This is a genomic window from Thermodesulfovibrio sp. TK110, assembly GCF_054658355.1.
This window is the reverse complement of record NZ_BAAHNB010000001.1, coordinates 1,658,922-1,671,150: the sequence shown is the minus strand read 5'-3', so window position 1 is coordinate 1,671,150 and position 12,229 is coordinate 1,658,922. Positions and strand designations below refer to the sequence as shown.

Sequence of the window (12,229 nt, the reverse complement as noted above, 5' to 3'; positions counted from 1 at the left end):
ATTAGATCCTTATTGTAACCTTTATTTTATTTCCGAATTTTTCTATATTAAGAATTGTTTTGCCAAGTTTCTGGCACCAGGCTTTTATGTCTTTTTCAAAGGTAGGACAATCTCCTATGACTTCTATTATTTCACCTTTTCTAAATTCTGGATAAATAGCACTGAGTTTAAGAACAGGTATGGGACATTTTAATCCTGAAAAATCTAAGCTTCTGTCTGCCAAGCTTTTTCCTGTTCCTCCATTTCTTTGAATATTTTTTCAAAAATTTTCAATGCCTCTTCTGCTTCTGCTGGATCCATTTTGTTTATAGCAAAACCTGCATGAACAAGGACATACTCGCCAATTTTTGGTTCCTCAGGAAGCAACATTAAACTGACCTGTTTCCTCAGTCCCATTACATCAACAGTTGCAGTATATCCGTCTATTTCAATTATCTTTGATGGCACTGCAAGACACATTTTACCCCCCATGAATTTAAAATTTCTAAAACTGCACGTATTAACTCACCTATTTTACCAGCTACTGTCTCTGATAGGTCAAGTCCCATATCTATAATCTCAGGTTGAATACCTACCAGAACAAGCTCTTCAGGCATCATACCCATAAGCCTTGCGATCTCAAGAAGGTCTTGCACTCCTACATGATGAAGAGAAAGCTTTGTTTTTAAAAAAGGAGGTATCTCTTCTCCCTTTAAAATGCCTATGTATCCAGGTTCTTTATGAAAATCAACTATGTCTATCAAAAGAATTTTTTTATACTTTTCAATGTAAGAGAGAAGTTCAAGTCCCAGTGTTCCACCATCAATTATTTCAATCTCAGGCTCAAACTTATAATTTTTCCTGAGTATCTCAACAACTTTTGGACCAACTCCCTCATCCTTTAAAAGAATATTCCCTACTCCAATTATACCAATTTCCATTTTTCTCTCCAATAAAAAGCCCTCCCAGCAAGGGAGGGCTGGTAATTTTTGTTTTGATTTTATTTCTTTATTCCTCTCTCACCTCAATCATGTGCATTCCGCATGCCATGCATGGGTCATAGGAGTGAATTGTTCTAAGAAGTTCAAGTGGAATTTTGGAGTCAGCAACAGGTGTATTGACAAGTGCTTCCTCAACAGGACCGCGCTGACCTTTATGGTCTCTTGGTGAGAGATTCCATGTTGATGGAACAACCATCTGATAGTTAGCAATCTTTCCATCCTTTATAACAACAAAGTGAGCAAGACATCCACGAGGTGCGTCATGGAATCCTACTCCTTTACACTCCTTGGGCCATGTCTTTGGATCCCACTTGTCTGTATCAGCTATCTTTGTGTCTCCTTTTTTCATATTACCAGCAAGTTCCATTATGTAATCCTTGGTCTTATGAGCCATAAGAAGTGTCTCAATTCCTCTTGCAGCAGTTCTTCCAAGTGTAGAGAACAATGCCTCAGGTCCTACTCCGAGTTTCTTAAGAACCATATCAACAACTTCTTTTACATCCTTATGCCCGAGTCCGTAGGCAACAAGCATTCTTGCAAGAGGACCTACTTCCATTGGAAGGTCTTCATATCTGATTGCCTTACCCCAGCTGTATTTTCCTTCAACATTGAGATACTCATAAGGAGGTTTTGGTCCTGTATAGTTAGGCGTTGTCTCACCCTCCCATGGATGAAGTCCTACATCACCTTTTGAATATTTATACCATGAATGTGTAATGTATTCTTTGAATTTCTTGTGATCTAATGGCTCAATCTTGCCTAAATTCTTGTTCTTAATAACTCCACCTGGCAGATACATCTTACCACTTGCATCAGGCCAGTCTCCACAAGCAAGGAAGTTATTAAATCCTCCAATTCCAGCCCATTCTTTATAGAAAGATGCAACTGCAAGAAGATCAGGAATGTAAACCTTCTCAACAAACTCAATTGCCATATCAGCATACTTAAGCATAAATGCAATGCTGTCTGCGTTAAGTGCATTCTGACTTTCAGCATCAACAGGTGTTGACTGCCCACCAACAACAAATGTCTGTGGATGAGGGTTCTTTGCACCAAGAAGTGCCTGAATCTTTATAATTTCTCTCTGAACATCCAGTGCCTCAAGATAGTGGGCAACTGCCATTAAGTTTGCTTCTGGTGGAAGTTTATATGCTGGATGTCCCCAGTATCCATTACTGAATATTCCAAGTTGACCTCTTTCTACAAAAGCCTTAACTTTATCCTGAACTGCCTTAAAGTATGTGGCAGAGTTTTTGGGCCATGAAGATATACTCTTTGCAAGCTCTGATGTTTTAACCGGGTCTGCCTTTAATGCTGAAACAACATCAACCCAGTCAAGTGCGTGGAGATGATAGAAATGAATAATGTGATCCTGAACATTCTGATTTGCCATTATAATGTTTCTTAAAATTCTTGCATTATCTGGAATCTTTGCTCCAATTGCATCTTCAACTGCTCTTACTGATGCAATTGCATGAACAGTTGTACAAACACCGCATGCTCTCTGTGCATATGCCCATGCATCTCTTGGATCTTTTCCCTTAAGAACAATTTCCATACCACGCCACATTGTACAGGAAGACCAGGCATCTTTTACCTTTCCACCATTCACAGTGGCTTCTACTCTTAAATGCCCCTCAATCCTTGTTACAGGATCAATGACTAACCTTGCCATACATGCCCCCTTTATTATTCTGTTTTTAGTTTATTTACTATACCAGCCATTGCAGCAAGACCAACTGCTTTAGCATAGAAAGTATTTTTCTCAGCTTCAGCATAAAGATTATTATCCCAGAACTTTGGCTCTGAACAACCAATGCAAGGATGCCCTGCCATCACTGGCCAGCTAACACCTTCATTCCATCTAATTGTAGGACAGTTATGATTGGTAAAAGGACCTTTGCAGCCCAGCTCAAACAAACACCAACCCTGTCTGTGTCCTTTATCTCCCCATGCTTTTACAAATTCTCCTGAATCAAAGTGTCCTCTTCTTTCACAGTTGTCATGGATGAGTTTTCCATAAGCAAAAAGAGGTCTCTTGAGTTTATCAACTGCTGGAAGTTTTCCAAATGTGAGAAAGTAAACCACTGTTGCTGTAAAGTTTTCCACATTCAATGGACATCCGGGAAGATTAATTACAGGTTTGTCTTTAATAATATCCATTACACCAACAGCACCTGTGGGATTTGGCTTTGCTGCCGGAACTCCACCAAAGCATGCACAGTTTCCAACAGCAATTACTGCCATAGCATCTTTGCATACTTCTTTTGCGATGTCAACATTGGATCTTCCACCAATGGTGCAGTAAATACCTCCATCTTTGTCTGTAAGTGCTCCCTCAATAACCACAAGGTATTTACCCTTATAGTTCTTGATTGCATCATGCAGGGATTTTTCCGCCTGATGTCCTGCTGCTGCCATGATAGTTTCATGATACTCAAGAGAAATTACATCAAGAACAATCTGACCAATTGTTGGCTTGCTTGCTCTCAAGATACTTTCAGAACAACCTGCACAATCCTGATACTCAAGCCAGACAACTACTGGTTTTTGTTTTTTTTCCATTGCCTCAGCTATCTTTGGAACAAAAGAAGAGGAAAGTCCTAATACTGCTGCAGTAGAAGCACAAAACTTAAGGAAGTCTCTTCTTGAAACCCCTTTACGAACCAATCCTTCATAGATTGTTTCTCTTTCCATACATGCCCCCCAAAAAAATTTTTTTCTGTATAAAAGTCTATATATTTTTTTCTAATTTGTCAAGAGATTTTTAAAAATTATCATTCATGATAATTTTCACTTCTGTTCCTTTATCTATCTCACTGTCAATTTTTAACTGCCATCCATGAGCTAAAACAAGGTGTTTAACTATAGCTAACCCCAATCCTGTTCCACCAAGCTGTCTTGAACGAGCTCTGTCAACTCTATAAAATCTTTCTCCAATTCTATGAAGATGCTCCTTTGGAATTCCAATCCCTGTATCCTCCACTGAAAGAATTCCTTTATCATTTTCTTTGAAAAATCTTACTTTGACTGAGCCTTTTTCAGTAAATTTTATAGCATTGTCTATGAGATTTATCATTATCTGAATAAATCTGTTTTTGTCAGCATAAATAAATGTTTCAGGTGGGATTTCTTTTTTTAAAAGAAGACCTTTCCCCTCTGCCTTCTCTTTAAAAATCTCAAAAACTGAGTCTACCAGACTCTCAAGCAGTATTCTTTCCTTTTCAATTTTTAAATCCCCTGATTCAATCCTTGAAAGAGTCAAAAGATCTTCTACAAGTGCATCAAGTCTGTCTGCCTGATTTTTTATGATCTCAATAAATTTTCTCGCATTCTCTCTATCATCAACTGCTCCATCAAGAAGAGCTTCTGCATAGCCCTTTATAGCAGTAACAGGAGTTTTAAATTCATGTGAAACATTTGCAACAAAATCTTTTCTTATATTTTCAAGTTGTTTAAGCCTGCTTATATCATGAAGGAGAATTATTAAAAAAGATACACTACCTGAATCAATCACAGGCATTGCTTTTGCAAGAAGATATATGTCTTTCCCTCCTTTTTTAACTGTGATTTCTTCAGTTAAGTCCTGTTTTTCCCTCATAGCTGAACTTATAAGATTTATTAAATCTATGTTTCTAATAACTTCAATTACAGGTTTTCCTTCCGGAGGTTCTTCTATCTTTAAAATATCTCTAAGGCTTTGATTGGCAAGCATTATATAACCTTTAAGATCAATAATGAGAAGTCCTTCTGTTATTGATTTTAAAACAGTTTCAAAGCTTTGAGATGATCTGATTTGAGGTAATTCATAAAAATTTTTCTCACTCCGCAGAGCCTGTATTCTTTGAGAAAGCGTTTTTATTCTGCCTGCAAGGATTAAAATTATAAGGATTAAAAGAAAAATCAGAAATATTAAAAATTCCACTATCATCAAGCCTCAATGTAATAGCCAATTCCACGAAGGGTTTTTATATATTCTGGATTATCAGGATCTTCTTCAATTTTTAAACGAAGTCTTCTTATGTGAACATCCACTGTTCTTGAATCCACATAAATATCATGTCCCCACACAGCATCAATAAGATGGTCTCTGTTAAAAATTTTATTTGGTCTTTCTGCAAGGTATAAAAGAAGTTTAAACTCAGTTGCTGAAAGCCTTTTTACCTGCCCTTTTACTGTTACCAGATATTTCTCCTTATCTATTACCATTTCTTTTATCTTTATAATCCTCTGCTCAGTGTGTGGTGGCATTGTTCTCCTTAAAACTGCTTTTATTCTCGCCAGAAGCTCTTTTGGACTAAAAGGCTTTGTAATGTAATCATCTGCTCCAGCCTCCAGTCCTCTCACTTTATCAAACTCTTCACCTTTTGCAGTTACAATTATTATTCCTGTTTTTTGCATCTCTGGATTTTTTCTCATAACTTTGCATATCTCAATCCCCTGAATTTTGGGTAACATGAGGTCAAGAACTACGAGGTCAAAGGAATTTTCTTTCAGTTTCTTTAAAGCTGTCTCGCCATCAAGAGCTATTGTTACATCAAAATTTTCCTTTTTAAGAGTATAGGCTATTAAATCAGCAATCTCCTTTTCGTCTTCAACTATTAAAATTTTTTCATTCATTTAAAACCTTTTTTAAATCCTCCTCTGATATTTCAAAATTTATTTTCATTTTGCCTATTGCCTCTGGAATAACCATCCTGATTTTCCCTTCAATATTCTTTTTATCAAGCAAAATGGTTTTTATCATGGCTGAGGAATCCATATTAATAGGGAGATTTATAGGTAATCCAAAGTTTTTCAAAATGTTTTTTATTCTTTCCAGAGCTTCCCTTTCAAGAAAACCAAGCATGGCACTCAGCTTTGCCTCATAGACCATTCCAATTGATATCGCCTCTCCATGAAGATATCTGCTGTAACCAGTTAGAGTTTCAATGGCATGTCCAATTGTATGACCATAATTTAGTATAGCTCTGAGAGCGATTTCTCTTTCATCCTTTGAAACAACCTCTGCCTTGATTTCACAGGCTCTTTTTATTATCTGAATGAGTATTTCCTTTTCTTTTCTCAGAATTTTTTCTCTGTTTGCCTCAAGAAGCTCAAAAAATTCTCTATCCCATATAATTCCATATTTTATAACCTCAGATAAACCTGAGATAAACTCTCTTTCAGGTAAAGTATCAAGGGTATCAACATCAATCCATACTAAGGAAGGTTGCCAGAAGCTACCAATCATGTTTTTGCCAAGGGGATGATTAACAGCTGTTTTTCCACCCACTGAACTATCAACCTGGGCAAGCAAAGTTGTTGGTATATGAATGTAAGGTATGCCTCTCATGTATATGGAAGCAACAAAGCCTGTGATGTCTCCGATCACACCTCCTCCTAAAGCAATAAGTAAGGAGCGTCTGTCAAATCCAGCTTCAAGAAGTTGAGTAAGAATATGATATGCCCAGAAATAGTCTTTATAAAGCTCTCCATCCGGGATTAAAACTATGTAAGTGTCAAATCCTTCTTTTTTCAGGGATGATATTACTTTTTCCGCGTAAAACTCAGAAATTTTGGGATTACTAATCACAGCTACTTTTTTCCCTATAGAAAATCTGAGCAATCTCTCTCCAATAAGAGAGAGATTTCCTCTGTCAATAAGAATTTCATAACTTCGTTCACCAAGCTCAACTCTAAGTTTTTCCATCTCTCAACCTCTCAATTATTTTTTCTGCAACCTGTTCAGGAGTTAATCCTTCAGTGTTAATGCAAAAATCTGCTTTTTCATAAAGAGATTTTCTGCTGTCAAGAAGTTCCCTTATCCTTTCCTCAGGATTTTCAACTTGCAGTAGAGGTCTGTCTTTACAATGCTTAAGTCTTTCAAAAATAACATTTTCTGAAGCGTTAAGACAAAAAATTACACCATTTTCTTTAAGATTTTTCATATTTTCTTCTCTTAATACAACTCCTCCTCCAGTGGCAATAACCTGTGAATCCTTTTTAGTTATAAGATTTATAACTTCTGATTCAATGTCTCTGAAACGAGACTCTCCAAATCTTGAAAAAATTTCATTTATTTTCATTCCTGTAGTTTTTTCAATCACTTCATCAACATCAATGAATTTAAAGCCAAGCTTTTCTGATAGAATTTTTCCAACTGAGGTTTTCCCTGTGCCCATAAATCCTATGAGAACAATGTTTTTCATGTTAAAATTAAATTTATGCAATACTATTATACTAAAAATCTCATAGGTTTCGGGACTGTCTTGTTTCTTTTATTCTTTATTTTCACTAATGCGTGTGCAAAAAAAGAGGCTGATTACTATAAGGTTACAGAAATCAATGATGGAGATACTGTCACTATTGTTACAAACAGTTTTTTGGGGATTATGGTTAAAACTGAAAGAGTCCGTCTTATTGGAATAGATGCACCAGAGCTTGCTCAGGAACCATGGGGAAGAAGAGCTAAAAATTATCTAAGAAAACTTATTAAAGAAAGTGACTGGCAGGTAAAAATTGAGCTTGATGTTCAGCACAGAGATAGATATGGAAGAATTCTTGCATATCTCTGGGACAAAAATGGAAGAATGCTCAACTATATGATGGTAAGAGACGGATATGCTGTTGTCTATACACTGCCTCCAAATGTTAAATATGCTGAATGGTTTCTGCAAGCACAAAGACTGGCAAGAGAGGAAAAAAGAGGAATCTGGGGAAAGAATGGACTCAGTGAGACTCCATATCACTGGAGGCAACAAAATCCTCGTCGGTAAAGGTTTAGCCTTTTTATTTACTTTATCATCAAGAAAATGATAAAATCGGTCAAAAAGAGGTGATAAAATGCCATTACTAGAAGTGAAGAAATACACCTATGAAGATTTGAGCTCTCTGCCAGAGGGTAATTATGAAATTATAAATGGTGAAAAAATTGAAATGACTCCAACAAAATTCAGACATGGAAAGTTTGAAGGAATTTTTTTTGAATTACTAAAAAAACACCTCAGTCACAAAGGTTATGTAGCAGTGGGAGAAGTGGGAATTATAATCTCAAAGGAACCTCTAAGGTTAAGAGCAGCAGATGTTGTATATGTAAGTAAAGAAACCTCTCCAGATGAGCCTGCTGGTATGCTTGAAATCCCTCCAGACCTTATAATTGAAATAATCTCTGAGGACAATACAGCATCTTATCTTAACGAGAAGGTAAAGGATTATCTATCAATTGGTGTAAAGACTGTTGTTCTTGTGGATCCCTCTACAGAAACTGTAATTATTTTCAAACATGGCAGTAAAGCTGAATACTATAACTTTGATGAAGAGGTTGAGCTTATAGATGGTGTCTCTATAAGATTAAAGGAATTGCTGCAGGAATCTAAATCATAAATCTCTGTCTTTTAAGATAGTTTTTAATTTCTTCCCCTTCACTTTCAAAACCTCTTTTACCCATAGCACCATAGGTTAGTCTTTTGCCGAGTTCTACTCCTGGTTGATTAAAAGGATTTATACCATAAAGAAGACCTGTCATTGAAGTGGTTATTTGAAGGAACTGAAAGATTTGCCCAATATTGTAAGCATCAATCTTTGGAATGATGATTTTAAGATTTGGTTTTTTACTCATTGTTAAAGCCATTTCTGTGGCAAGCTGTTCTGTATTTATAAGCTCCTCAAGAGTATGTCCTCCAAGAAATCTCAATCCTTCTATATCATGAAACTCCTCTGGAATCTCTTCCTGACATCCATGCCTTTCAATGCTCACAAAAAGAATAACTTTATCCTCAGGTCCTTCCATCCATAATTGAAGCTGAGAATGCTGATCAGTTGTTCCTAAGGATGGATATGGAGTGGTTCCTTTTCCTTCCTTGCCAAGGCTCTCTGCCCATAGTTGACAGAACCATTCAGAAAGACTCTTCAGTCTGTCAGAGTAGGGAAGAAAAACTACAATTTTCTTGCCTTTAACTGTATCCATCAAATACAGAGATGATGCGGTAACTGCCATTGGATTTTCCTCTAATTTATTATTCATAGCCTTTTTTGAAACTTCTCCTACACCTTCTAGCATTTCCTCACTTTTAATGCCGATAACTTCAAGTAAAAACAGACCTACAGGAGAAAGAACTGAATATCTTCCAACAACATTTTTTGGAATAGAAAGACAAGGAATCTCATATTCCTCTGCAATCCTTCTTAAGTTTCCCTTTTCAGGATCTGTAGTGAATACAAAATGCTCCTTTACATCAAGTTTTCTATCTCTTATCATCTTCCAGAAAATCAAAAAGGAAGCTAAAGTCTCTGACGTAGCTCCAGATTTTGAAATAACATTAATGAGACTTTTCTTTAACTCAATTGTTTCAATAATGTTTTTAAAGGTCAGAGGATCAACATTGTCATAAATAAAAATCTTTGGTTTTTTCTTGAGATTATGCATAGGGCTCAGAGCTTCAAGAATAACTTTAGGTCCCAGTGCACTTCCTCCTATTCCAAGAAGAATAAAATATTCATAATCTTTTGCTTTATTAGCATGTTCTTTAACTACTGTTAAATCCTGCCTATAAAGTTCTATGAAATCAAATTCCTTATAAGGTCTTTCTGAAATTAGAGTGATTGCCCTTTTAGCATGAAATTCAATCTCAGCAAGAGAAAGCCCACTATGCCCTATCTCTTCAGATAAGACATTAGAAAAATCTAATTTAACCACTCCTGCCTCCTTTTTTAGAAAAATAGGCTACTACAAAAACTATTACAACAGATAAAATAACAATCATTGCTAAAACCTTGGTAATTTTGAAAGCCATTATAACAAGAAGCGCAAGAGCAAGAAGAAGATAAAACTGCCAGATCAAAATTTTTGCCTCCGAATATAAAAATAAGCCTCTTTTGTAGAAACTATCAAAATAGCTATAAATCCGATTAACAATCCCTTAATACTAAACCAGCCCTTGATTGCAATAAACCATAAAAACAAAAAAATAGCACCCAGTTTAACATAACTCAAGCCTATTACCGCAAGCTGAAACATTGGTTTACCGAAAAATTTCTTTACAGCCCATGCAAGCTCTCTTAAACTGAACCAGCTAATTAAGCCTCCAAGAATAACATTAAATGTAACTATTTCATTCTGCCAAAAAATGTAACTTGCTAAAGCAAGCGCTGGTAGTAAAATTAAACTTTGTTTATTTATTCTCTTCAGAATCTCTCTGTCCATCTTCCTTATCCACCTTTCTTACAACCCTGAAAATTTCTCTTATGCCAGCAACAAAGCCAGCCATTAAAAAAATGATAGAAAATAATGGAAATGTATTAATAAACTTATCAATTAAATATCCAACTGCAATGCCTATAATTACGCACAGAACAAAGTTAATTCCTAAGGCTGAAGCCTCAAGAATTACTTTGAAAATGGATTTCTTAGGAGTCTCTTCACTCACTGCTGTCCTCACATTCTGATAATACAAACTCTTTTAAGGAAGTTGCAACTTCTTTGTAAAATGCCGTGTTTGCTTTCTCATATAAACTATCACAAAATAAAGGAATCCACTCGCAAAGTCTTCTTAAAAATTCAATCTGCAGATCCTTGAGATTTTGCTCTATAAGATAGCTCATAAAGAGAAGTTCCATAGAGATGTGGTCATGGGGAAGGTCTACTTCTTCATCTATGGCAACACCTGCAGTCCAGTAAAAATGCTGAACATCCTTGAGTTCAAGACTTAAAGGAACATCTTTGTATAGTTCTGTTAGATAATATCTTTCATAGTTTGGAACAGCACCCTCCACAAACATAGCTATATAGTCATTGCATATCTCTTCATAGGTATCATTAATAGAAATTTCAGCAAAATCTTTAAATTCCTCAATATGTTCAAATTGAGGAATGTTCATAAAAAGATAGGCAAAAAGTCTGTATGTTTCAGCTCTTTCCTGGTCAACAGGATCTAAAAAATTCATAGCTTCTTAAAGGCTTCATAAGCAGCTTTTACAGTTTTTTCTATATCCTTTTCAGTATGGGCAAGTGAGATAAAGCCTGCTTCAAACTGAGATGGTGCAATGTAAACTCCCTGTTCAAGCATGCTCCAGAAAAATTTTTTAAACTTATCAATATCAGAAGTTTTTGCTGTATGGGCATCCTCTACTTCTGTTTCAGTAAAGTAAGTGCAAAACATTGTTCCTGCTCTGTAAAATTTAACTTTTACACCTGCCCGCTGAGCAGCATCTTTTAATCCCTCTTGAAGATGTTTCATTGTTTTTTCAAGTTTTTTATATGTTGAGTGTTTTGAAAGAATCTTAACTGTCTCAATCCCTGCAGTAACTGCAAGAGGATTGCCAGAAAGTGTTCCAGCCTGATAAACTCCTCCTTCAGGTGCAACAAGGCTCATTATTTCTTTTTTACCACCATAGGCACCAACAGGAAGCCCACCTCCAATAACCTTTCCAAGGCAAGTTAAATCAGGCTTTATCCCATAATACTGCTGCGCTCCACCAAAGGAAACTCTAAATCCTGTCATAACCTCATCAAAAATCAAAACAATTCCGTATTTTTCTGTTTCTTCTCTTAAAGCTTTTAAAAACTCTTCCTTTGGCAAAATACATCCCATGTTTCCAACAACAGGCTCAACAATTACACAGGCTATATCTTTCCAGTGCTCTTTTAAAGCATTTTTAAATGCTTCAGTATCATTAAAAGGTAAAACTATTGTTTCTGAAATATATGATTGAGGCACTCCAAGACTGTCTGGAATTCCGAAAGTAGCACCACCAGAGCCAGCTGAAACAAGAAGTCCATCCACATGACCATGATAGCATCCCTCAAACTTTACAACTTTGTTTCTTTTTGTAAAACCTCTTGCAACTCTTATGGCAGACATGGTTGCTTCTGTGCCAGAGTTAACCATACGAATTTTTTCAATTGATGGAAAAGCCTTTTTTATTAAGCTTGCAAGCTCTATCTCAAGAGAAGTTGGTGCTCCATAGCTTGTTCCTTTTTCAGTTGCTTTTTTTAAGGCTTTCACTACTGCTGGATAGGCATGTCCAAGAATAAGAGGTCCCCAGGAAAGAACATAGTCTATGTATTCATTTCCGTCAACATCATAGATTTTTGAACCTTTTGCCTTTGCTATAAATAATGGATTTCCACCAACTGCTCTGAATGCTCTTACAGGGCTGTTTACTCCACCTGGCATAAGTGTAAGAGCTTTTTTATAAAGTTTGCCCGATTTTTTTGTCTTCATCCTGACCTCCGAATTTATTTATTTCAAATAAAAATAACAAAAATT

At 36.1% G+C, this 12,229-nt stretch carries 17 protein-coding genes; 2 read left to right on the top strand and 15 right to left on the bottom strand.

What is annotated here, in order from left to right:
• Position 1 precedes the first annotated feature (1 nt).
• The 9 genes from ACYQ3X_RS08830 to ACYQ3X_RS08790 form a co-directional block, all read right to left on the bottom strand.
• Positions 2 to 223, bottom strand: coding sequence for a sulfurtransferase TusA family protein (locus ACYQ3X_RS08830; RefSeq protein WP_460181446.1), 222 nt, complete (start codon positions 221 to 223; stop codon positions 2 to 4).
• A complete protein-coding gene (locus ACYQ3X_RS08825; RefSeq protein WP_460181445.1) occupies positions 205 to 459 on the bottom strand; it encodes a HypC/HybG/HupF family hydrogenase formation chaperone in 255 nt (84 codons plus the stop codon). Before ACYQ3X_RS08825 ends, ACYQ3X_RS08830 begins: the two co-directional genes overlap by 19 nt.
• Positions 432 to 920, bottom strand: a complete 489-nt coding sequence (locus ACYQ3X_RS08820) for a HyaD/HybD family hydrogenase maturation endopeptidase (protein ID WP_460181444.1) — start codon at positions 918 to 920, stop codon at positions 432 to 434. The genes ACYQ3X_RS08825 and ACYQ3X_RS08820 overlap by 28 nt, the downstream gene beginning before the upstream one ends.
• 67 nt (positions 921 to 987) lie before the next feature.
• Positions 988 to 2,655 carry a nickel-dependent hydrogenase large subunit gene (locus ACYQ3X_RS08815; RefSeq protein ID WP_460181443.1) on the bottom strand — a complete coding sequence of 556 codons (1,668 nt, stop codon included), beginning with the start codon at positions 2,653 to 2,655 and terminating at the stop codon, positions 988 to 990.
• 14 nt (positions 2,656 to 2,669) lie between these two features.
• Positions 2,670 to 3,677, bottom strand: a complete 1,008-nt coding sequence (locus tag ACYQ3X_RS08810) for a hydrogenase small subunit (protein WP_460181442.1) — start codon at positions 3,675 to 3,677, stop codon at positions 2,670 to 2,672.
• Positions 3,678 to 3,747: 70 nt separating this feature from the next.
• A complete protein-coding gene (locus ACYQ3X_RS08805) occupies positions 3,748 to 4,911 on the bottom strand; it encodes a sensor histidine kinase (protein WP_460181441.1) in 1,164 nt (387 codons plus the stop codon).
• Positions 4,911 to 5,600, bottom strand: coding sequence for a response regulator (locus tag ACYQ3X_RS08800; RefSeq protein ID WP_460181440.1), 690 nt, complete (start codon positions 5,598 to 5,600; stop codon positions 4,911 to 4,913). The genes ACYQ3X_RS08805 and ACYQ3X_RS08800 overlap by 1 nt, the downstream gene beginning before the upstream one ends.
• Positions 5,593 to 6,672 carry a 3-dehydroquinate synthase gene (aroB, locus tag ACYQ3X_RS08795; protein ID WP_460181439.1) on the bottom strand — a complete coding sequence of 360 codons (1,080 nt, stop codon included), beginning with the start codon at positions 6,670 to 6,672 and terminating at the stop codon, positions 5,593 to 5,595. Before aroB ends, ACYQ3X_RS08800 begins: the two co-directional genes overlap by 8 nt.
• Positions 6,659 to 7,171, bottom strand: a complete 513-nt coding sequence (locus ACYQ3X_RS08790) for a shikimate kinase (RefSeq protein WP_460181438.1) — start codon at positions 7,169 to 7,171, stop codon at positions 6,659 to 6,661. Before ACYQ3X_RS08790 ends, aroB begins: the two co-directional genes overlap by 14 nt.
• Positions 7,172 to 7,186: 15 nt before the next feature.
• On the opposite strand from ACYQ3X_RS08790, the gene ACYQ3X_RS08785 reads away from it, so the two are divergent.
• Positions 7,187 to 7,738, top strand: coding sequence for a thermonuclease family protein (locus tag ACYQ3X_RS08785; protein ID WP_460181437.1), 552 nt, complete (start codon positions 7,187 to 7,189; stop codon positions 7,736 to 7,738).
• A 67-nt stretch (positions 7,739 to 7,805) separates the two neighbouring features.
• A complete protein-coding gene (locus ACYQ3X_RS08780; RefSeq protein WP_460181436.1) occupies positions 7,806 to 8,345 on the top strand; it encodes a Uma2 family endonuclease in 540 nt (179 codons plus the stop codon).
• On the opposite strand, the gene ACYQ3X_RS08775 is transcribed toward ACYQ3X_RS08780, so the two are convergent.
• The 6 genes from ACYQ3X_RS08775 to hemL are packed head-to-tail and all read right to left on the bottom strand — an operon-like array spanning position 8,335 to position 12,184.
• On the bottom strand, positions 8,335 to 9,657 hold the full coding sequence (locus ACYQ3X_RS08775; protein WP_460181435.1) for a glucose-6-phosphate isomerase: 1,323 nt from the start codon (positions 9,655 to 9,657) through the stop codon (positions 8,335 to 8,337). The genes ACYQ3X_RS08780 and ACYQ3X_RS08775 overlap by 11 nt on opposite strands.
• Positions 9,650 to 9,802 (bottom strand): hypothetical protein, encoded by a 153-nt coding sequence (locus ACYQ3X_RS08770; protein WP_460181434.1) that lies wholly within the window; start codon positions 9,800 to 9,802, stop codon positions 9,650 to 9,652. The genes ACYQ3X_RS08775 and ACYQ3X_RS08770 overlap by 8 nt, the downstream gene beginning before the upstream one ends.
• On the bottom strand, positions 9,799 to 10,164 hold the full coding sequence (locus tag ACYQ3X_RS08765; RefSeq protein ID WP_460181433.1) for an ATP synthase subunit I: 366 nt from the start codon (positions 10,162 to 10,164) through the stop codon (positions 9,799 to 9,801). Before ACYQ3X_RS08765 ends, ACYQ3X_RS08770 begins: the two co-directional genes overlap by 4 nt.
• Entirely contained in the window at positions 10,133 to 10,387 is a 255-nt protein-coding gene (locus ACYQ3X_RS08760; RefSeq protein WP_460181432.1) for an AtpZ/AtpI family protein, read from the bottom strand. The genes ACYQ3X_RS08765 and ACYQ3X_RS08760 overlap by 32 nt, the downstream gene beginning before the upstream one ends.
• Positions 10,380 to 10,904: a TorD/DmsD family molecular chaperone gene (locus ACYQ3X_RS08755; protein WP_460181431.1), complete on the bottom strand. Its 525-nt coding sequence runs from the start codon at positions 10,902 to 10,904 to the stop codon at positions 10,380 to 10,382. Before ACYQ3X_RS08755 ends, ACYQ3X_RS08760 begins: the two co-directional genes overlap by 8 nt.
• Complete coding sequence (gene hemL, locus ACYQ3X_RS08750) at positions 10,901 to 12,184, bottom strand: glutamate-1-semialdehyde 2,1-aminomutase (RefSeq protein WP_460181430.1); 1,284 nt, start codon at positions 12,182 to 12,184, stop codon at positions 10,901 to 10,903. The genes ACYQ3X_RS08755 and hemL overlap by 4 nt, the downstream gene beginning before the upstream one ends.
• Between the last annotated feature and the right edge of the window lie 45 nt (positions 12,185 to 12,229).